Below are 20,874 nucleotides of genomic sequence, written 5' to 3' on the forward strand. Positions count from 1 at the left end.
TTACATTCCTTGTAGTCGTTGCACGGTAGCTTCTTCAGCGGAAGCTGCCGGCCTGTTCGGCGTCATTGCCTGAGGCTGTGTCATCGGGTGAGCGGAGGCGGCGGCCAGGTCGAAGATTTTCTGCGCTGTGCGTCCATCGAGATATTCGCGCCAGACAGGTTGATGCGGCCGCTGCGCCAGTTCTTCCCTGCGCTGCGATTGAATACCCCTGCTGCTTTGTTCAAGGGTTTTCAAATGCGCGCCGCGCACGTTGAAATTCAAGTCCGGGGAATCCTGTCTCGCATAATGGAAATGTGCGTGCCAGAGGGGATCGTGGGTATGTGCATCGGTGACTAGATAGATGTCGAGATATTGCCGGTCCGAACCCTTGCCACGTTTCAATCGGCTCTCGATTTTCCGGGCGTTCACGTGGCCCTTGTCGATCAGGTACAGCAGTCGGTCGACGTTCAGAACATGCTTGTCCTTATAGATTCGCAGGCGGATGGTTTCGCCCTCATTGCGCAGACGTTCACTGGCGTCCTGCAGGCGTCGAATCAGCGCGGCGGTCTCATCATGGGCCGGTTCCGCCCGCTGCAACTGCAATACGGTGTCATCCATTGCCCCGGCGCTGCTTTCGAGCATCTCGACAATGTTGTCCGGATGGTTTCTTTGCCGTTCTTCGTGGAGGGCAGCGCGGACATGCGCGTCGACACGGTCAAGGTGCCGAGTGGCTTCGGCAACCAATGACGGCAAGCTCCTCTGCGGCGTTGTCCGCGGCGAACGCCATTCACCGCGTCCTCGGTCATAGGTCTGTGACGGCTGCCTGGGATTGTGGAGGTTGCGGACCTCAATCACCTCTTCGTTTTGCGCGGTGCGTCGAGACTCGCCGACATTGAGCTTGTAGACGCCGTTTTTCTTTGCCCGAAAGATGAGCTTGGGCGGCGGTTGGAGACCGCTTCTGTCCTGGGCCGGAATGAACTCGAAATCAATGTTCTGCTGGTCGAACGTCAGCACCGGACGGTCAGCCTGATGGAGAAACTGGTTCAAGCGGCCTACCAGCGTCTGCTCGAATATTTCGATTTCCGCAGTGATCTCCCTGCGTGAAGTGGCGTGCTGCTCCCCCGGTGCCAGATCAAGGCGTTCGAACCAGTGGCGGATGGCTGTGCATTCCTGGAACAGGTTATTCAATACGGCAGGGTGGGAAACCTCGGGAACTGCGCCAAGCGCTCCGTAAACAAAGGTCACCTGACCAAAGCGGGTGGCCAGTTCCGATGCCAGAGGGGCGTTGCCGGCCGATTGTGGGGTATCCAGCATCAGACTTTTGGTCAGGACCCAGGAGGCAACAACGTTATGGGTGTCCATTGGTGAAAGAACATCCGCGCTGAACTCGTCTGGAGAGACCCGCCATTTGTTCACCAGATTGTCGGCGATTTGCTGGCGCTCTTTCAGATGACTCAGCATCCTGCCCAGAACGTTGACTGTTCGCGGAAGCCGCTCCGGGTCGAGGTCGATCATCGGACCCTCCAGGGCGTGGCGCGTCAAGCCGCATTCGATCAGTTGCTGATAGGCGAGCATCTGTTTTTTTTGCAGCCTGATTATGTTGTTCAGGTAAGCGTCCTGCTTCATGAAGCGCTTGATCGAGGATTTTTGCTCCTCGTAGTATTTCAGCGCCTTTCCAAGGTGTTTCAGTTCTTTGTGGCAGTGAACCTCGCGATCAAGCAGCGCCATTGTTTCGCGTCGAACGGTTTGCGCATGCTCTCCCTGCGCGTTACTCGCCTCCAGCCAGGCGTTTATCAGCTGTTCACGTTTATCCTGATCCTGCTTGATCCGCTTGTTGATACCCTCGAGTGCGACTGTCACCTCCAGATGCAGCCATAAGTCTGAGGGTCGCGCCGCTGCGCCTCTCGGCATTCCGGCTACACCTGTCAAGGAGGTTCCGCGCCAGCCGGATTGAGCATTGAAAGTAATCGCTTCCGACCTGCCGGGACGTGATGCGACGTAAACGTTTGTCGCATCGGCGGCGATCGGATCTTCAGGGCGAACGATGCGCATCACCGCTCTGTGCGGTGTCGAGGCGTCGAGATCATGCAGAACCTGATAGGCGTAGCTCTCGATCTGCACATAGAGTTTGCCGTTGAAGCGCAACAGGCCATCGCCGTCCGGCTCGACCGTGCTGAAATCCAGATCGGTGCGAAACGCCTCCAGCCGGGTCGTGGACAAGGGGTAGGTGGAGGGCGCCGAGGTGTCGATGGGCTGCCAGAGACGGCTGTCGGTATCGAAGCGCAATAGCGGTCCCGACGCGTGCAATTCGCTGGGCAATTTTGCCCGGTAGAAACCGCTGGCCGAGTCCAGACTCACCTGTACGGTGCCACCCTCCGGTACCTGGACATACTGGCGTCCATTGAGCGTCGACATGCCTTCGGCATCGGCCGCCGGCAGCACAACCAGCGAAGTGATCCAGTAATCCTTCAAAGGGCGGTCGTGCACAAAGGCAACAGATTGCGCTACCGCTGCCGTTCTGACCGCCGCCCGCGCAGGCATGGGGATAATGTGGTTGAGCACGTGATCGATCGCTGTTGCGATCGTTGTCGTCGGGCGCGTGGGAATCCTGAGCCCCGACGCGCCATCGAAGGACAGGGGGAAACCAGGCCGGGCTAGCGAATAATCGGGTCGCGGATTATGGATCGAGACGTTAGTGATGCCTCTGATTGGCGGTTTGGGTGACATTGCCTGTCTTCCTTTACGTTGAATGCCCCGTTACTCCCGGGGGAGTGCTGCGGGCGGGCGGCTTCCTTGCCGTTTTGGTGCGTCGTACGCTCAGCGAAAACTCGTGATGTGTCGCGGGCTGGCTGCGCGAGACCAGCTCGCAGAGAAACCGACCACCGTCGTCGGAATTGGTCAAAATTTGTGCTATATTCCGCGCCCGCGATTTTTCACTTCAACACCGGTCGTCGACATGCAAGCAGCCAAGCCGTTATTTGACTATCCAAAATATTGGGCCGAATGTTTCGGGCCAGCGCCATTCCTGCCGATGAGCAGGGAGGAGATGGATCAGCTCGGCTGGGATTCGTGCGACATCATCATTGTTACCGGTGATGCCTACGTCGATCATCCGTCGTTCGGCATGGCGATCATCGGCCGGCTGCTGGAGTCGCAAGGTTTCCGCGTCGGGATCATCGCGCAGCCGAACTGGCAGTCCAAAGACGACTTCATGAAGCTCGGCGAGCCGAACCTGTTCTTCGGCGTCGCGGCGGGCAACATGGACTCGATGATCAATCGTTACACCGCGGACAAGAAAATCCGTTCCGATGACGCGTACACGCCCGGCGGCATGGCCGGCAAGCGTCCGGATCGCGCCAGTCTGGTCTACAGCCAGCGCTGCAAGGAAGCCTACAAGCATGTGCCGATCGTGCTCGGCGGCATTGAAGCCTCGCTGCGCCGCATCGCCCACTACGACTATTGGCAGGATCGCGTGCGCAACTCGATCCTGATCGACGCCAGCGCCGACATTCTGCTGTACGGCAACGCCGAGCGGGCCATTGTCGAAGTTGCCCAGCGCCTGTCGTGGGGCCACAAGATCGAAGACATCACCGATGTGCGCGGCACCGCGTTCATCCGTCGCGACACGCCGCAGGGCTGGTACGAAGTCGACTCCACGCGCATCGACCGTCCGGGCAAGGTCGACAAGATCATCAACCCGTACGTGAATACCCAGGACACCCAGGCCTGCGCCATCGAGCAGGAAAAAGGCCCGGTCGAAGATCCGCAGGAAGCCAAGGTCGTGCAGATCCTGGCCAGCCCGCGCATGACCCGTGACAAGACCGTGATTCGTCTGCCGTCGATGGAGAAGGTGCGCAACGACCCGGTTCTTTACGCCCACGCCAACCGCGTGTTGCACCTGGAAACCAACCCGGGCAACGCCCGTGCGCTGGTGCAGAAGCATGGCGAGCTCGATGTCTGGTTCAACCCGCCGCCGATTCCGATGACCACCGAAGAAATGGACTACGTGTTCGGCATGCCTTACGCCCGTGTGCCGCACCCGGCGTACGGCAAGGAGAAGATCCCGGCCTACGACATGATCCGTTTCTCGGTGAACATCATGCGTGGCTGCTTTGGTGGCTGCACCTTCTGCTCGATCACCGAGCACGAAGGCCGCATCATCCAGAACCGTTCCGAAGAGTCGATCATTCGCGAAATCGAAGAGATCCGCGACAAGGTGCCGGGTTTCACCGGCGTGATTTCCGACCTCGGCGGCCCGACTGCGAACATGTACCGCATCGCCTGCAAGAGCCCGGAAATCGAATCCGCCTGCCGCAAGCCGTCGTGCGTGTTCCCCGGTATCTGCCCGAACCTGAACACCGACCACTCGTCGCTGATCCAGCTGTATCGCAGCGCCCGCGCCCTGCCGGGTGTGAAGAAGATCCTGATCGCCTCCGGTTTGCGTTACGACCTCGCCGTCGAGTCGCCGGAATACGTCAAGGAGCTGGTGACTCACCATGTCGGCGGTTATCTGAAGATCGCCCCGGAGCACACCGAGGAAGGTCCGCTCAACCAGATGATGAAGCCGGGCATCGGCAGCTATGACAAGTTCAAGCGCATGTTCGAGAAGTACACCAAGGAAGCGGGCAAGGAGCAGTACCTGATCCCGTACTTCATCGCCGCCCACCCGGGCACCACCGACGAAGACATGATGAACCTTGCTCTGTGGCTCAAGGGCAATGGCTTCCGCGCCGATCAGGTGCAGGCGTTCTACCCGTCGCCGATGGCCACCGCCACGGCGATGTACCACTCGGGCAAGAACCCGCTGCGCAAGGTGACGTACAAGAGCGACGGCGTGACCATCGTCAAGAGCGAAGATCAGCGTCGTCTGCACAAGGCGTTCTTGCGTTATCACGACCCGAAAGGCTGGCCGATGCTGCGTGAAGCGCTGATCCGCATGGGCCGCGCCGATCTGATCGGCCCGGGCAAGGATCAACTGATCCCGGCGCATCAGCCTGCCACCGACAGCTACCAGAGCGCCCGTCGCAAGAACTCGACGCCGGCCGGCAGCCACAAGGTCGCCAAAGAGAAGACCACCAAGATTCTCACCCAGCACACCGGTCTGCCGCCGCGTGCCAGTGATGGCGGTAATCCGTGGGACAAGCGTGAACAGGCCAAGGCTGCGGCTTTCGCCCGCAACCAGCAGGCGGCCAAGGAGCGCAAGGATGCGGCCAAAGGCAAAGGGCCGAAGCCGACACGCAAGCCGGTCGTGCCGCGCTAAACACTGCTTGAGCTGAACAGAACGCCAACCTTCGGGTTGGCGTTTTGCTGATCGTTCCCACGCTCCGCGTGGGAATGCCTCTGGCCTCTTCGCGAGCAGGCTCGCTCCCACCGGGGAACGCATTCCAAATGTGGGAGCGAGCCTGCTCGCGAAAGCGTCCGATCAAACACCGCAAGAATCAGCGTCCGCAACATTTGCGTGCAACTGAGTCCAAGCATTTCCTCGCATCGCCCGGTTTTGGTGCTGTACTGCCTTGAGCATTTCGCGAAAGCGCGCAAGCCTGTGCATGGCATAAGTCTTGCGCGCTTTCCCATACGCCCAAGGCTCGCAGGAGGCACGCCGTGTCGATTCATGTCGCATTGCATCACGTCACGCATTATCGCTACGACCGCGCTGTCGAACTCGGCCCGCAGATCGTCCGCCTGCGCCCGGCGCCCCACAGCCGCACGCGAATTCTTTCCTATGCGCTGAAAGTCTCGCCCGAGCAGCATTTCATCAATTGGCAGCAGGACCCCCAGGGCAATTACCTGGCACGTCTGGTGTTCCCCGAAAAAACCGCAGAGCTGCGCATCGAAGTCGATCTGGTCGCGGAAATGGCGGTGTTCAATCCGTTCGACTTCTTCCTCGAACCGTACGCCGAGAGAATTCCGTTCAGCTACGCCGCCGATGAACGCAAGGAGCTGGCGCCGTACCTCGAAACCCTGCCGCTGACGCCAACGTTCAAGGCTTACCTGGACAGCATCGACCGCACGCCACTGCCGGCGGTGGATTTTCTGGTGGCGCTCAATCAGCGCCTCAGTGAAGACATCGGCTACCTGATCCGCATGGAGCCCGGGGTGCAGACTCCGGAGCACACACTGCAACACGCCTCCGGTTCCTGCCGTGATTCGGCATGGTTGCTGGTGCAGCTGTTGCGCAATCTCGGTCTGGCGGCGCGGTTTGTTTCCGGTTACCTGATTCAACTGACCGCCGACGTGAAAAGCCTCGACGGCCCGTCCGGCACTGAAGTCGACTTCACCGACCTGCATGCCTGGTGCGAGGTGTATTTGCCGGGTGCCGGCTGGATTGGCCTTGATGCGACGTCCGGGCTGTTCGCCGGGGAAGGGCATATTCCGTTGGCCTGCAGTCCCGATCCGTCCTCGGCGGCGCCGATCAGTGGTCTGGTCGAACCTTGCGAGACACAGTTCAGCCATGAAATGTCGGTCGAGCGAATCTGGGAAGCGCCACGCGTCACCAAGCCCTACACCGATGAACAGTGGCGGGCGATCCAGGCACTGGGCCGGCAGATCGATGCCGACCTGCTCGAAGGCGATGTGCGCCTGACCATGGGCGGCGAGCCGACCTTCGTCTCCATTGACGACCCGGACGGCGCCGAATGGAACACTGCCGCGCTGGGGCCGGACAAGCGTCGGCTGTCCGCCGAACTGTTTCAACGCATGCGCAAGCAATATGCACCGCAGGGGCTGGTGCATTTCGGTCAGGGCAAGTGGTATCCCGGCGAGCAGCTGCCGCGCTGGTCGCTCAATTGTTACTGGCGCCGCGACGGTCAGCCGATCTGGCACAACGACGCATTGATCGCCGACGAACAGCAGGACTATGGCGCCGACGGCGAACTGGCCGGACGCTTTCTCGCCAGCGTCGCCGAGCGTCTGAAGTTGCCTGCGCGCTTCGTCTTCCCGGCTTACGAGGATCATCTCTATTACCTCTGGCGCGAGGGCGCGTTGCCCGGCAACGTCAGCGCCGAAGATTCGCGTCTGGAAGAGCCATTGGAGCGTGCGCGGTTGCGCAAGGTCTTCAGTCAGGGCCTGAACAAGGTGATCGGCCAGGTGCTGCCGCTGGCGCTCACGGCCAAGGGCGATCAATGGCAGAGCGGGCGTTGGTATCTGCGCGATGAGCACTGTCGCTTGGTGCCCGGGGATTCGCCGCTGGGTTATCGCCTGCCGCTGGCGTCGCAGCCGTGGGTGAAAGCGGCGGAATATCCGTTCATCCATCCCAACGATCCGAATCAGGACTTCGCTGAACTGCCGGATCCTGCGCAGCTTGGTGTTCACGGCGAACCTGCTGCGCTGGATGAGCGCGTGCCGAAAATCGATGAGTCCGCCGACTGGCTGACCCGCACCGCATTCTGCGCTGAAGCCCGCGAAGGGCGGCTGTATCTGTTCATGCCGCCGCTGGAGCGGGTCGAGGATTATCTGGAACTGGTCTCGGCCATTGAGGCCACCGCTGAAGAACTGCATTGCCCGGTGCTGCTGGAAGGCTATGAACCACCAAGTGATCCGCGCCTGAGCAATTTCCGTGTCACTCCGGACCCCGGCGTGATCGAGGTCAACGTGCAGCCATCGGCGACTTGGGATGAGTTGGTCGAGCGCACCGAGTTTCTCTATGAACAGGCACGGCAAACCCGCCTGACCACCGAAAAGTTCATGATCGACGGGCGCCACACCGGCACCGGCGGCGGCAATCATTTCGTACTCGGCGGCGCGACACCGGCGGACTCACCGTTTCTGCGGCGGCCGGATCTGCTGCGCAGCCTGATCAGTTACTGGCACAACCATCCTTCGCTGTCGTACCTGTTTTCCGGCCTCTTCATCGGCCCGACGTCCCAGGCGCCTCGGGTTGATGAGGCGCGCAATGACGCCTTGTACGAACTGGAAATCGCTTTCGCGCAGATGCCGGAACCGGGCGAGGAATGTGCGCCGTGGCTGGTCGATCGACTGTTGCGCAATCTGCTGATTGACGTCACCGGCAATACCCATCGCGCCGAGTTCTGCATCGACAAACTGTATTCACCGGACGGCGCCACCGGGCGTCTTGGCTTGCTGGAACTGCGCGCTTTTGAAATGCCGCCCCATGCGCGCATGAGTCTGGCTCAGCAGTTGTTGCTGCGGGCGCTGGTCGCGCGGTTCTGGCGCGAGCCTTATGCGCCGGCGAAACTCGCGCGCTGGGGCACCGAGCTGCACGACCGCTTTCTGCTGCCGCACTTTATCGAAGAGGATTTCGCCGACGTTATCGTCGAACTCAACAACGCTGGCTACCCGTTGCGCGCCGAGTGGTTCGCGGCGCATCTGGAATTTCGTTTTCCCAAGGTCGGCGACTACGCCGTCAATGGCATCGAGCTGGAGCTGCGTCAGGCGCTTGAACCCTGGCATGTCCTGGGCGAGGAGGGCTCGGCGGGCGGCACGGTGCGCTACGTCGATTCTTCGCTGGAGCGCTTGCAGGTCAAGCTCAACGGCCTGCCGCCACAGCGCTATCTGCTGACCTGTAATGGCGTCGCGGTGCCGTTGCACCCGACCGGACGAGTAGGCGAGTTTGTCGCCGGGGTGCGCTTTCGGGCCTGGCAACCAGCCAACTGTCTGCATCCGACCATAGCCGTGCACGCACCATTGGTATTCGACCTGCTCGATACCTGGATGGGGCGTTCGCTGGGCGGTTGCCAGTATCACGTGGCCCATCCCGGCGGGCGCAATTACGAAACCTTGCCGGTCAATGCCAATGAAGCGGAGAGTCGGCGCATGGCGCGGTTTTTCCGCCTCGGACACACGCCGGGGAAGCTTCCCGTACCCAAAGTAGAAATCAATGACGAGCTACCGATGACCATCGATCTGCGCCGTTTCTAGAGCCTACGCAACACGCGGATTTTTCGTATATCCGCGTGTCATGTGCCTGCGTTAGTCTGACCGTTCCCTGCTGTCTGCCGAGCTTTCCATGCCTGACCTGCTAGACCGCTACCCGCTGACCGCGGGCACCTATCATGAACTGCTCGACGGCAGCGGCGCGGTGCGCTCGCATTGGCAGCGCCTGTTCGATCAGTTGCAGCGCAGCAGTCCGGCGCAACTGGTGCAGCGCCAAGCCTTGCTGGCGCGGCAGATTCAGGAAAACGGCGTCACCTACAACGTCTATGCCGATCCCAAGGGCGCTGACCGGCCGTGGGAGCTGGATCTGCTGCCCCATGTGATCGCGGCAGATGAATGGCAGCAATTGTCCGCCGGCATCGCTCAGCGTGCGCGCTTGCTCAATGCAGTGCTGGCGGATCTGTACGGTCCGCAGCGGTTGATCAGCGAAGGCCTGCTGCCCGCCGAGCTGGTATTCGGACACAACAATTTTCTCTGGCCCTGTCAGGGCATTGCCCCGCCCGAATCAGCCTTTTTGCATTTGTATGCCGTGGATCTGGCGCGCACACCGGATGGTCGCTGGTGGGTCACTGCCGATCGCACCCAGGCGCCGTCCGGGGCCGGCTATGCGCTGGAAAACCGCACCATCGTCTCCCGCGCCTTTCCCGATTTGTACCGGGATCTTAAGGTCCAGCATCTGGCCGGTTTCTTCCGCACCTTGCAGGAAACTTTGGCCCGTCAGGCACCGGAGGGCGATGACGCACCGCTGGTGGTGCTGCTGACACCGGGGCGGTTCAATGAAAGTTATTTCGAACATCTGTATCTGGCGCGCCAGCTCGGCTATCCGCTGGTCGAGGGCGGCGATCTGACGGTGCGCAATGCCACCGTTTACCTGAAAACCCTCAGCGGCCTGCGCCGGGTGCACGCGATCATGCGCCGCCTCGATGATGATTTCTGCGACCCGCTGGAACTGCGTACCGACTCGGCGCTCGGCGTCCCCGGTCTGCTTGAGGCGGTGCGTCAGGGGCGGGTGCTGGTGGCCAATGCGCTAGGCAGCGGCGTGCTCGAATCGCCGGGCCTGCTGGGGTTTCTGCCGAAGATCAATCAGTTCCTGTTCGGCGAAGAACTGATCCTGCCCTCGATCGCCACCTGGTGGTGCGGTGAAGCGCCAGTGTTGGCGCAGGCGTTGGAAAAACTTCCGGAGCTGCTGATCAAACCGGCGTTCCCGTCGCAGAGTTTCGCGCCTGTTTTCGGCCGTGATTTGAGTGAAAGCCAGCGCCTGGAACTGGCGCAGCGTATGCAGGCGCGGCCTTATGCCTACGTCGCGCAAGAACTCGCGCAACTGTCGCAGGCGCCGGTGTGGCAAGCCGAAGACGGTCATCTGCAACCCCGCGCGATCGGCATGCGCATGTATGCGGTGGCCAGCCACGACGGCTACCGCGTGTTGCCGGGCGGTCTGACCCGAGTGGCGGCCGAGGCTGATGCCGAAGTGGTGTCGATGCAGCGCGGCGGGGCGAGCAAGGACACCTGGGTGCTCAGCGACCGTGCGCCGAGTGGCGAGCAGTGGAAGGCGCAGCGCAATGTCGGCGTGCACGATCTGGTGCGGCGCGATCCGTACCTGCCGTCGCGGGTGGTGGAGAATCTGTTCTGGTTCGGCCGCTACTGCGAGCGCTGTGACGACAGCGCGCGGCTGCTGCGCATCATGCTCACGCGTTACGTCGATGGCGATGATCCGCAGGCGCTGCAAGCAGCGGTCGATCTCGGCGAGCGGCTGGCGCTGTTGCCGGATGAGGGCGAACTGCCGGAGCGCCTGCTCGCTGCGTTGCTGGGCGAGGATTGGTCGTTCAGCCTGCGCTCCAACTTGCAACGCCTGCAATGGGCCGCCTCGCAAGTGCGCGGCAAGCTGTCCCGGGAAAACTGGCAGGCGCTGGTCGAATTGCAGCGCGAGGCGCTGGAGCTGGAAGTCGATGAACCGGACTTCGGCGAACTGCTGGATTTTCTCAACCGTCTGGTGATGTCGCTGGCAGCGCTGTCGGGGTTTGCGCTGGATGACATGACCCGCGATGAAGGCTGGCGCTTTCTGATGATTGGCCGGCGCATCGAACGCCTGCAATTTCTCAGCAGCAGCCTCGCCGCATTTCTGCGCGGTGCGGGTGCTTTCGATCAGGCCGGGCTGGAGTGGTTGCTGGAGTTGGGTAACAGCAGCATCACCTATCGCTCACGCTATCTGGCGGTGGCGCAATTGATTCCGGTGCTCGATCTGCTGTTGCTGGATGAGCAGAACCCCCACGCGGTGCTGTTTCAGCTGAAACTGGTCACCCGCACGCTGAAACGCTTGAACGACGACTTCGGCGCACCTCGCGAAACCGCGCTGCCGCAGCTGGTCGAACGCCTCTCGCGGTTTGATCTCGGTTGTCTGGAGAACCCGCTGTTCGGCAAATCCAGCGTACGTGCCGCGCTGGATGGTCTGGCCGATCTGTTGCAGGAAATCGCCGAAGCCAGCGGCCAGGTATCGGATCGTCTGGCCCTGCGCCATTTCGCCCATGTCGATGATGTCAGCCAGCGAACGGTGTCCGTGTGATGAGCGCTCAGTACCAGATCTTTCACGACACCTGTTATCACTACGACAGCCCGGTCTCCCTCGCGCAGCAACTGGCGCACCTGTGGCCGCGCGAATGCAGCTGGCAGCGCTGCACCGAGCAGCAGTTGCTGATCAGCCCCGAACCGACCATGCGCCGGGATGAGCTGGATGTTTTCGGCAATCCGCTGACGCGGTTGGCCTTTGAGCGGCCCCATGACCAATTGCAGGTCAACGCCCGGCTGACGGTCGAGGTACTGGCGCGACCGGCGCTGGATTTTAATCAGTCGCCGGCGTGGGAGCAGACCCGCGATGCGCTGACCTACAGCAGTCAGCCGTTGTCCGCCGACTTGCTCGAAGCCTGTCGCTACCGGTTCCAGTCACCTTATGTGCATTTGAAGCGCAGCTTCGTCGAGTTCTCGCAAAGCTGTTTTCCGCCAGGGCGACCGTTGCTGCTCGGCGTGCAGGCGCTGATGCAGAAGATCTTCAGCGAATTCACCTTCGATGCCGAAGCCACCCAGGTGGCGACGCCGCTGGTGGAAGTGCTGGAGCGTCGACGCGGCGTGTGTCAGGACTTCGCTCATCTGATGCTGGCCTGTGTGCGCTCGCGCGGTCTGGCGGCGCGTTATGTCAGCGGCTACCTGCTGACCCAGCCGCCGCCGGGGCAGCCACGCCTGATCGGCGCCGACGCCTCGCATGCGTGGGTATCGGTGTTCTGTCCGGTATCGGGCTGGGTGGATTTCGATCCGACCAACAATGTGCGGCCGGCGCTGGAACACATCACGTTGGCGTGGGGAAGGGATTTCTCCGATGTGTCGCCGTTGCGCGGAGTGATTCTCGGTGGCGGTAATCACGACCCGGAAGTGCGGGTTACGGTGATGCCTCAGAATTGATGAGTCTTCAAATGTGGGAGCGAGCCTGCTCGCGAAAGCGTCAGGTCAGCCAATAGATTTGTAACAGATATATCGCATTCGCGAGCAGGCTCGCTCCCACAGGGGATTTTGGTGTTTCAGGGAAAGCAGGGCTGTGAGGGCCGGCAGCAGAACTGCCAGCCCCGTCACAAATCCGCAGGGTCTGATTCGATCATCAAACCCGGTGGGGCTCAGGCGTCGGGCGTCTGATCTTTCGGTGCATCGGATGCATCAACATCATCATCGGTCGCCACTTCACCGTCAGGGTTCAGTGCCGCTTCTTCAGCGGTTTGCTTCTTGCGCTGAAGCTTTTCCTCTTTCTTCTGTTCCTTTGCCAGGTCTCGTTGACGTTTGGCGAAGGAGTAATTGGGTTTGGCCATGGGCGATCCTCTGGGGTCGAAGGTGAGGTTGAGCGGCGCGTATTCTGCCCTGTATCGGTGTCCGGGGGTTAACCGGGTTTTTGGTCGACCCACTTGGGCGTGACGGTCGGCTGCCACTGATCGAGGGCGTCGAGCAGGGAATCTGGCGATTCGCTCACTTGCAGCATGTCACGGTGTGGCGCGCGAACGAAGCCTTCGCCGACGATATGATCGAGAAAAGCCGTGAGTTTGCTGTAGAAACCGTTCACTTCCAGCAGCCCCAAAGGCTTGCCGTGGTAGCCGAGCTGGCCCCAGGTCCAGACTTCGAACAGCTCTTCCAGCGTGCCGAGGCCGCCGGGCAGGGCGATGAATGCATCGCTGAGTTCGGCCATCCGCGCCTTGCGCGCATGCATGCCGTCGACCACTTCCAGGCGCGTCAGGCTCTTGTGGCCGATCTCCTTGTCCATCAGGCTTTGCGGAATGATGCCGATCACTTCGCCGCCAGCGGCCAGCGCGGCATCAGCCACAATGCCCATCAAGCCGACCGCGCCGCCGCCGTAGACCAGCGTCAGATTTCGCTCGGCCAATGCCCGGCCAAGGGCCACGGCAGCCTCAGTGTAGGCCGGCACGGTACCGGCATTGGCACCGCAAAACACACAAACGGATTTCAGCGACATGCGTTACTCCTGGGTCGATCAGGCGCACAGGGTAACGGCTGGCACGCTGCGCTCCAAGGGCTAGACTTCGCGTTCGGGTGATTCAAAAGTACCGCTGGCGCCACAAGCGTAGGCGGCGAGCAAGCTGCACAACAGACCGTTAAAGAACATGACTTGCACTCCGTTTCAGTAGGTGGGCCGATCATAGGGTTGGCCGTACAAAATGGCCGTTAGATTGTGTCGATGAGTGTCATAGCCTGAAAGTTGTATACAATTTTTGACTCAAGTCATATGAACTTGCGATGATTTCAGGCAGTCTTTCCACCACTAGTGTTTTTGTTAACCCTGCCTTGGAGATTCACCATGTTTTCCAAAGTTGTTGCGGTATCCCTGCTGGCGCTGGCCAGCAGCCAATTGATGGCTGCCGAGTGCAAAACCACCGTTGATTCCACCGATCAGATGACCTTCAACACCAAGGAAATCGTGATCGACAAGAGCTGCAAGACCTTCACCGTCGAACTGACCCACTCCGGCAGCCTGCCGAAGACCGTCATGGGCCATAACCTGGTGATCAGCAAAGAAGCTGACATGCAGCCAATCGCTACCGACGGCCTGGCAGCCGGTATCGACAAGAACTACCTGAAAGATGGCGACGCCCGCATCATCGCCCACACCAAGATCATCGGCGCCAAGGAAACCGATTCGGTGACCTTTGATGTATCGAAGCTGGATGCCGCTGAAAAATACGGCTTCTTCTGCTCGTTCCCTGGCCATATCTCGATGATGAAAGGCACTATCGTCGTCAAATAAACCAGGCACAAAAAAAGCGTCCCCCCGGGACGCTTTTTTTGTGTAGGAGCTGCCGAAGGCTGCGATCTCTTGATCTTGATCTTCAAAGCAAGATCAAAAGATCGCAGCCTCGTTGCACTCGTCAGCTCCTACAGGCTCCTACAGGCTCGTGCAGGCATTTCCATACCTCAAGGCGCAAACGGCATCACGCGTTTGTGATGGGTCTTGTTGTACGTGTCGACAATGATCTTCGCCGCCTCTTCCCGCACCGCTTCACCGTGCAGGAATGCATCGATCTCGGCATAGGTCACGCCATGCGCTGCTTCGTCCGGCTTGCCTGGCGAAAGATCTTCGAGGTCGGCTGTCGGGACTTTTTCGACCAGCGATTCCGGCGCGCCAAAGCTGCGGGCAATGGCGCGCACCTGATTTTTCACCAAGCCACTGAGCGGGGCGAGGTCGCAGGCGCCATCGCCGAATTTGGTGAAGAAACCCATCACCGCTTCCGCCGCATGGTCGGTGCCAATCACCAGACCGCCCGCCACCCCGGCAATCGTGTACTGCGCCACCATGCGCATCCGCGCCTTGGTATTACCCAGCACGAAGTCCACCGACGCCGCCGGTTTGCCTTCGAACGCTGACACCTGAGCCGCCAGTGCCTTGACCGCCGGGCCGATGTTCACGGTGTGGATTTCGTCAGGGGCGATGCAGTCGAGCGAAGCCTTGGCGTCGTGCTCGTCGAACTGGGTTTCATACGGCAGGCGCACGGCGATGAATTTGTAGCGGTCGTCGCCGGTTTTTTCGCGCAGTTCACGTACCGCGCGCTGGGCCAGGAGGCCGGCGGTCAGTGAGTCGACGCCGCCGCTGATGCCCAGCACCAGGGTCTTGAGCCCGGAATTGACCAGACATTCCTGGATGAACGTCAGGCGCCGGGCGATTTCCGCCTGCAGGGCCTGATCGTCGGCGAACGGTGGTTGCACCTTGAGCTGCTCAGCAATCTCACGCTGTACGGCTTGCATGAATTCACTCCTTGCTAGATAGACTGGATTCGGCAGGAACCTTGAACACATGTCGCAAATAGGCGACGAAATTCGGATCTTTGCAGTGGGTCTTGCCAGGCTCGTCGGAGATCTTCGCCACCGGCTGGCCGTTGCAGGCGGTCATTTTAAGCACGATGCTCATCGGTTCGACACCCGGGATATCACAAGTGAGGTTGGTACCGATGCCGAAGCTCACATTGATGCGACCGTGCAGCGCGCGGAAAATCTCCAGCGATTTGGGCAGGGTCAGACTGTCGGAAAACACCAGGGTCTTGCTCATCGGGTCGATGCCGAGCTTGTGATAGTGCGCGATGCACTTTTCACCCCACGCCACCGGGTCCCCGGAATCGTGGCGCAGGCCATCGAAGAGTTTGGCGAAGAACAGATCGAAATCGCCAAGAAACGCATCGGTGGTGATGCAATCGGTGAGGGCAATGCCGAGCAGGCCACGGTACTCGCGAACCCAGCAATCGAGCGCGGCGATCTGGCTGTCGATCAGGCGCGGGCCGAGTTGCTGATGGGCCATGATCCACTCGTGGGCCATGGTGCCCAGCGGTTTCATGTCCAGCTCGCGGGACAGGTGCACATTGCTGGTACCGACGAAACGACCCGGGAAGTCGTGCTTGAGCACGTTGACCACTTCGGCCTGCACGCCAAAGGAAAAGCGTCGACGCGTGCCGAAATCGGCAACCTGCAATTGCGACAGCTCATCGGCCGAAGCATTGGCGGTCAGCCAGTCGAACTTGCGATACAGCTGTTCGCGTGCCTGCTCCAGCGAAGTCTCCCGGTAGCGATAGCGATTGCGCACTTCGCTGACGATCGCCAGCAGCGGCACTTCGTAGAGGATCACATGCAGCCACGGCCCGCGCAGGCGGATGAACAACTCTCCGTTCTCGATGCCGGTGTGCAGGTAACGCAGGTTGAAGCGGAACAGACCCAGGAAACGCAGGAAGTCCGGTTTCAGGAAAGTGATGCGCTCGAGAAAACTCAACTGATCGGCACTCAGGCTCAGCTCGGCCAGTCGCTCGATCTGGTGGCGGATCTCGGCCAGATACGGACGCAGATCCTCGGCGTTGCGGCAGCGGAACTCCCATTCGACTTCGACGTTGGGGTAGTTGTGCAGCACCGCCTGCATCATCGTCAGCTTGTAGAAGTCGGTGTCGAGCAGGTTCTGCACGATGCGATCGGCAAACACACTCTCGCTCATAAACGGGTCTCCAGTTGCGCCGCGCCTGGCGCGGTCTATATCGATGGCGCTAGTGGCGCATATCGGCGGTGGGGATTGCCAGCATTTTTTCAGAGCGCCGCAGATCCACTGTGGGAGCGAGCCTGCTCGCGAAGGCGGTGTGTCAGTTAAAGATGATGTGGCTGACCCGACGCTTTCGCGAGCAGGCTCGCTCCCACAGGGATCCCGGTTGACCTCACACCGGGCTATCGATTTGTTCAAGCATCCATTTCACAAAATCCCGCACCTTCGGCACTTCCGCCGCGTGCTCCGGGTAGGCCAGGTAATAGGCATCGCTGCTGGGCATCGCATGCTGCCAGGGTATGACCAGTTTGCCTTCGGCCAATTCCTCTTCCACCAGAAACCGCGGCAGCAGCGCCACGCCACAGCCGACCTGGGCGGCGCGGATGCACATGTAAAAGGTTTCGAAACGCGGCCCGTGGTAGCTGTGTTCGGTGTGGTAGCCCTGACTGTCGAACCAGTCGTGCCAGGCCTGCGGTCGCGAGGCATTTTGCAGCAGTACCAGGTCGGTGAGTTGCGTCGGGTCAGTGAATGGCGTGTCCGGCAGGCTGCCCGGGGCGCAGACCGGCACCAGTTGTTCGCCGAACAATTTCAGGCATTCGGTGCCCGGACGCGAAGCCTGGCCGAAATAGAAGGCCAGATCGCTGCGCCCCTGCAACAGATCGTCGGCTTCCTGCTCGTTACACAGATCCAGATGAATCGACGGATGGCGCAGGCGCCAGCCTTTCAGGCGCGGCACCAGCCAACGGGCGCCGAAGGTTGACGGGGTGGAGACGCGCAAGACTTCGGTTTCGCCGCCGTAGGAACGCAGGTAATGCGTCGACATCTCCACTTGGCTGAGGATTTTTCTGACCTCGACCAGATACAAATCCCCGGCCGGCGTCATCTGCAAGCGCCGACGCACGCGGCGGAACAGCAAGTGCTGCAACAGTTCTTCAAGCTGTGCGACCTGTTTGCTCACCGCACTCTGGGTCAGGTTCAGCTCTTCGGCGGCGCGGGTAAAACTCAGGTGCCGGGTCACGGCCTCGAAGCATTGCAGCGCGGTGATCGAGGGCAAGTGGCGTTTGTTCAGCATGGCCAGTCCTTTTTCTTGTCTTTCTCAAGGCAGCATGAATAAACGGAATGATATCTGGCGTAAAGGTCGTTTGTTGCATCGCCGCAGTGAGGCTACAACTAAAGGCCTGCCCGGCCATGCAAAGGATGGCCGCACATATTCTGTTTTTGCTTGAGGAGAGACCGATGGTAGCCGCATTGCTTGATCGTCTTGGAGTCAACCCGGCCCTGTACCAGAACGGCAAGGTGCCGGTGCATTCGCCCATCGATGGCAGTGAAATTGCCTCGGTGAACTGGGAGGGCGCTGCCGAAGTCGAGCAGCACATCAGTCGCGCAGATCATGCATTCGAGCACTGGCGCAAGGTGCCGGCACCGCGTCGCGGTGAGCTGGTGCGTCAGTTCGGCGAAGTGTTGCGCGAGTACAAGGCCGATCTCGGCGAGCTGGTGTCGTGGGAGGCTGGCAAGATCACTCAGGAAGGCCTGGGTGAAGTACAGGAGATGATCGACATCTGCGATTTCGCCGTTGGCCTGTCGCGCCAGTTGTACGGTCTGACCATCGCCTCCGAGCGCCCGGGCCACCATATGCGTGAAACCTGGCATCCGCTCGGCGTGGTCGGCGTCATCAGCGCGTTCAACTTCCCGGTCGCAGTGTGGGCGTGGAACACCACCCTGGCGCTGGTCTGCGGCAACCCGGTGGTGTGGAAGCCATCAGAGAAAACCCCGCTGACCGCGCTGGCCTGTCAGGCGCTGTTTGATCGCGTGGTGAAAAATTTCAGTGATGCCCCACCGAGCCTGTGCCAGGTGGTGATCGGCGGTCGCGATGCCGGCGAAGCGCTGGTCGATGATCCGCGTGTCGCGCTGATCAGCGCCACCGGCAGCACGCGCATGGGCCGCGAAGTGGCGCCGAAAGTCGCCGCGCGTTTTGCCCGCAGCATCCTTGAACTGGGCGGCAACAACGCGATGATCCTCGGCCCGAGCGCCGATCTGGACATGGCAGTGCGCGCGATTCTGTTCAGCGCCGTCGGCACCGCCGGGCAACGCTGCACGACTTTGCGCCGTCTGATCGCCCATGAATCGGTCAAGGAAGAAATCGTCACGCGCCTCAAGGCTGCCTATTCGAAAGTACGCATCGGCCATCCGCTGCAAGGCAATCTGGTCGGCCCGCTGATCGACAGGCACAGCTTCGAAAACATGCAGGATGCGCTGGAACAGGCGCTGAGCGAAGGCGGCCGGGTGTTCGGTGGCAAGCGCCAACTGGAAGAGCAATTCCCCAATGCTTATTACGTGTCGCCGGCCATCGTGGAAATGCCCGAGCAGAGCGATGTGGTCTGCAGCGAAACCTTCGCGCCGATTCTCTACGTGGTCGGCTACAGCGATTTCGAGGAAGCGCTGCGCCTGAACAACGCCGTGCCGCAAGGCTTGTCATCGTGCATCTTCACCACCGACGTGCGTGAGGCCGAGCGGTTCATGTCGGCGGTCGGCAGTGACTGCGGCATCGCCAACGTCAACATCGGCCCGAGCGGCGCGGAAATCGGCGGCGCCTTTGGTGGCGAGAAAGAAACCGGCGGCGGCCGTGAGTCCGGCTCCGATGCCTGGCGCGCGTACATGCGCCGGCAGACCAACACCGTCAACTACTCGCTGGAATTGCCGTTGGCGCAGGGCATTACATTCGACTGACAGGTGGAGATCCTCTGTAGGAGTGAGCACTGTGGCGAGGGGATTTATCCCCGTTCGGCTGCGAAGCAGTCGTCGCTTTTGAAATTTTGGGGCCGCTCCGCGACCCAGCGGGGCGGTGCGACGTTTCGCTAAATCCCCTCGCCACAGGGGGCTCACTCAGGTTTGTGTGTTTGTTGGGTTTCTGTTGGAGTCTGGCAATGCCGTTACGCGAAGAATGTCTGTGGGAAACGCTCACGCCACAACGCCCGGATAACACCGCGCTCAAGGGCGAGGTCAAGGTCGATGTCTGTGTGATCGGCGCCGGGTTCACCGGGTTGTCAGCGGCGCTGCATCTGTTGGAAAAAGGCAAAAGCGTCTGCGTGCTGGAAGCGCATCGCGCAGGGCACGGTGGCTCCGGGCGCAATGTCGGGCTGGTCAACGCCGGCATGTGGATTCCTCCGGACGAGATCGAAGCGGGGTTCGGCGAGGCGGTCGGCAGTCAGCTCAACCGCATGCTCGGTGCGGCGCCGGCGCTGGTGTTCAGCCTTGTGGATAAATACGCTATCGATTGCCAATTGCGCCGCGAAGGCACTTTGCACATGGCGCATAACGCCAAGGGCGAGGCGGATCTGCGCAGTCGCGAGCAGCAATGGAAACGTCGTGGCGCGCCGGTCGAACTGCTCACCGGCAAGGCCTGCGAGCAAGCCACCGGCACGCAGAAAATCGCCGCCGCGTTGCTTGACCGCCGCGCCGGCACGCTCAATCCGATGGCCTATGTCACCGGGCTGGCCAATGCCGTGCGCGGGCTCGGCGGGCAGATGTTCGATCATTCGCCGGTGACTCGCCTCGAGCGCGTCGGGCAGAAGTGGTCGGTGCAAACCGCCCAGGGTTCGGTACTCGCCGAACAAGTGGTCATCGCCTCCAATGCTTACACCGAAGGCGACTGGACCGAACTCAAGCGCAATTTCTTTCCCGGCTATTACTACCAGATCGCCTCGGTGCCACTTACCGAAGACGCTGCGCAAGAAATTCTCCCGGGCGGGCAGGGCTCGTGGGACACCCGTCAGGTATTGAGCAGCATCCGCCGTGACAAGGACGGGCGCCTGTTGCTCGGCAGCCTCGGCAATGGCAATCAGAAACCGACTTGGTTTCTCAAGGCCTGGGCCGATCGGGTGCAGCGGCATTATTTCCCCAATCTGAAGCCGGTCGAGTGGCAATGCACCTGGACCGGGCGCATTGCGTTTACACCTGATCACCTGATGCGTCTGTTCGAGCCGGCGCCGGGACTGGTGGCCGTCACCGGTTATAACGGTCGCGGCGTGACCACCGGCACGGTGGTCGGCAAAGCTTTCGCCGATTACCTGTGCAACGGCGATCCGCAGGCACTGCCGATTCCCTTCGCACCCATGCAGCCCCTGGCCGGTGTGGGCTTGCGCAGTTGCCTGTACGAGGCCGGGTTTTCCCTGTATCACGCGGGCCAGTGCCTGCGCATCGTTATTTGAGTGTTGAAATTTGTTGCCGCAAGCGGCGCTTTTGCATCCAGCGACTAGCCTGTAATGGTGCGGGTTGTAGCAGTCCCGCACCAGCAGTGTGCAGTTCGGTGACGCGGGCTGTTACAGGCTGGTTGCACGTCGTTTGTCGCTGCGGTTGCAATGATGGCGCGTGCGGGTTGCGCCTGAAAAAACAAATGGTTTCACCTTCCGCGGTTTAGACGGTTGCACGCCCAATGAAAATGGGAC

Annotated in this window: 13 protein-coding genes; 7 read left to right on the forward strand and 6 right to left on the reverse strand. The window is 60.9% G+C overall.

All coding sequences use genetic code 11. The annotated features are described in order from the left end of the window. The gene (locus AB4O45_RS16030) at positions 1-2,706 is read right to left on the reverse strand and encodes a hypothetical protein (RefSeq protein ID WP_460160293.1); all 2,706 of its coding nucleotides are present in this window, start codon (positions 2,704-2,706) and stop codon (positions 1-3) included. Between the two features lie 229 nt (positions 2,707-2,935). Between AB4O45_RS16030 and AB4O45_RS16035 the strand changes: the two genes are divergently transcribed. The 4 genes from AB4O45_RS16035 (at position 2,936) to AB4O45_RS16050 (ending at position 12,321) form a co-directional block, all read left to right on the forward strand. Next, positions 2,936-5,239, forward strand: coding sequence for a YgiQ family radical SAM protein (locus tag AB4O45_RS16035; RefSeq protein ID WP_016771932.1), 2,304 nt, complete (start codon positions 2,936-2,938; stop codon positions 5,237-5,239). 341 nt (positions 5,240-5,580) lie between these two features. After that, on the forward strand, positions 5,581-8,856 hold the full coding sequence (locus AB4O45_RS16040) for a transglutaminase family protein (protein WP_460160294.1): 3,276 nt from the start codon (positions 5,581-5,583) through the stop codon (positions 8,854-8,856). Positions 8,857-8,944: 88 nt separating this feature from the next. After that, positions 8,945-11,431: a circularly permuted type 2 ATP-grasp protein gene (locus AB4O45_RS16045; protein ID WP_150741657.1), complete on the forward strand. Its 2,487-nt coding sequence runs from the start codon at positions 8,945-8,947 to the stop codon at positions 11,429-11,431. After that, positions 11,431-12,321 (forward strand): transglutaminase family protein, encoded by an 891-nt coding sequence (locus AB4O45_RS16050; RefSeq protein WP_110602754.1) that lies wholly within the window; start codon positions 11,431-11,433, stop codon positions 12,319-12,321. The genes AB4O45_RS16045 and AB4O45_RS16050 overlap by 1 nt, the downstream gene beginning before the upstream one ends. 209 nt (positions 12,322-12,530) lie before the next feature. Here the strand turns inward: AB4O45_RS16050 and AB4O45_RS16055 are convergent, their stop codons facing one another. Beyond that, positions 12,531-12,719, reverse strand: coding sequence for a hypothetical protein (locus tag AB4O45_RS16055; RefSeq protein ID WP_016771927.1), 189 nt, complete (start codon positions 12,717-12,719; stop codon positions 12,531-12,533). 68 nt (positions 12,720-12,787) lie between these two features. Further along, entirely contained in the window at positions 12,788-13,375 is a 588-nt protein-coding gene (locus AB4O45_RS16060; RefSeq protein WP_024011379.1) for an LOG family protein, read from the reverse strand. Between the two features lie 342 nt (positions 13,376-13,717). Between AB4O45_RS16060 and azu the strand changes: the two genes are divergently transcribed. Beyond that, entirely contained in the window at positions 13,718-14,164 is a 447-nt protein-coding gene (gene azu / locus AB4O45_RS16065; RefSeq protein ID WP_252885227.1) for an azurin, read from the forward strand. A 167-nt stretch (positions 14,165-14,331) separates the two neighbouring features. On the opposite strand, the gene nadE is transcribed toward azu, so the two are convergent. The 3 genes from nadE to AB4O45_RS16080 form a co-directional block, all read right to left on the reverse strand. After that, positions 14,332-15,159 (reverse strand): ammonia-dependent NAD(+) synthetase, encoded by an 828-nt coding sequence (gene nadE / locus AB4O45_RS16070; protein WP_460160295.1) that lies wholly within the window; start codon positions 15,157-15,159, stop codon positions 14,332-14,334. 4 nt (positions 15,160-15,163) lie between these two features. Beyond that, entirely contained in the window at positions 15,164-16,387 is a 1,224-nt protein-coding gene (gene pncB, locus AB4O45_RS16075; RefSeq protein ID WP_076565435.1) for a nicotinate phosphoribosyltransferase, read from the reverse strand. 214 nt (positions 16,388-16,601) lie between these two features. After that, positions 16,602-17,501, reverse strand: a complete 900-nt coding sequence (locus AB4O45_RS16080) for a LysR family transcriptional regulator (protein ID WP_071174249.1) — start codon at positions 17,499-17,501, stop codon at positions 16,602-16,604. Positions 17,502-17,665: 164 nt separating this feature from the next. Between AB4O45_RS16080 and amaB the strand changes: the two genes are divergently transcribed. Then, positions 17,666-19,156 (forward strand): L-piperidine-6-carboxylate dehydrogenase, encoded by a 1,491-nt coding sequence (amaB, locus tag AB4O45_RS16085; RefSeq protein ID WP_024011383.1) that lies wholly within the window; start codon positions 17,666-17,668, stop codon positions 19,154-19,156. Between the two features lie 197 nt (positions 19,157-19,353). Continuing rightward, positions 19,354-20,637, forward strand: a complete 1,284-nt coding sequence (gene amaA, locus AB4O45_RS16090; protein WP_460160296.1) for an L-pipecolate oxidase — start codon at positions 19,354-19,356, stop codon at positions 20,635-20,637. Positions 20,638-20,874 lie beyond the last annotated feature (237 nt).

It is taken from the genome of Pseudomonas sp. S2_B10 (genome assembly GCF_054668425.1).

Coding starts and splice junctions, on each gene's coding strand:
- AB4O45_RS16045 (WP_150741657.1), top strand. CDS start 8,945: ATGCCTGACCTGCTAGACCGCTACCCGCTGACCGCGGGCACCTATCAT.
- nadE (WP_460160295.1), bottom strand. CDS start 15,159: ATGCAAGCCGTACAGCGTGAGATTGCTGAGCAGCTCAAGGTGCAACCA.
- AB4O45_RS16080 (WP_071174249.1), bottom strand. CDS start 17,501: ATGCTGAACAAACGCCACTTGCCCTCGATCACCGCGCTGCAATGCTTC.
- AB4O45_RS16035 (WP_016771932.1), top strand. CDS start 2,936: ATGCAAGCAGCCAAGCCGTTATTTGACTATCCAAAATATTGGGCCGAA.
- amaA (WP_460160296.1), top strand. CDS start 19,354: ATGCCGTTACGCGAAGAATGTCTGTGGGAAACGCTCACGCCACAACGC.
- AB4O45_RS16030 (WP_460160293.1), bottom strand. CDS start 2,706: ATGTCACCCAAACCGCCAATCAGAGGCATCACTAACGTCTCGATCCAT.
- AB4O45_RS16055 (WP_016771927.1), bottom strand. CDS start 12,719: ATGGCCAAACCCAATTACTCCTTCGCCAAACGTCAACGAGACCTGGCA.
- AB4O45_RS16050 (WP_110602754.1), top strand. CDS start 11,431: ATGAGCGCTCAGTACCAGATCTTTCACGACACCTGTTATCACTACGAC.
- amaB (WP_024011383.1), top strand. CDS start 17,666: ATGGTAGCCGCATTGCTTGATCGTCTTGGAGTCAACCCGGCCCTGTAC.
- azu (WP_252885227.1), top strand. CDS start 13,718: ATGTTTTCCAAAGTTGTTGCGGTATCCCTGCTGGCGCTGGCCAGCAGC.
- AB4O45_RS16060 (WP_024011379.1), bottom strand. CDS start 13,375: ATGTCGCTGAAATCCGTTTGTGTGTTTTGCGGTGCCAATGCCGGTACC.
- pncB (WP_076565435.1), bottom strand. CDS start 16,387: ATGAGCGAGAGTGTGTTTGCCGATCGCATCGTGCAGAACCTGCTCGAC.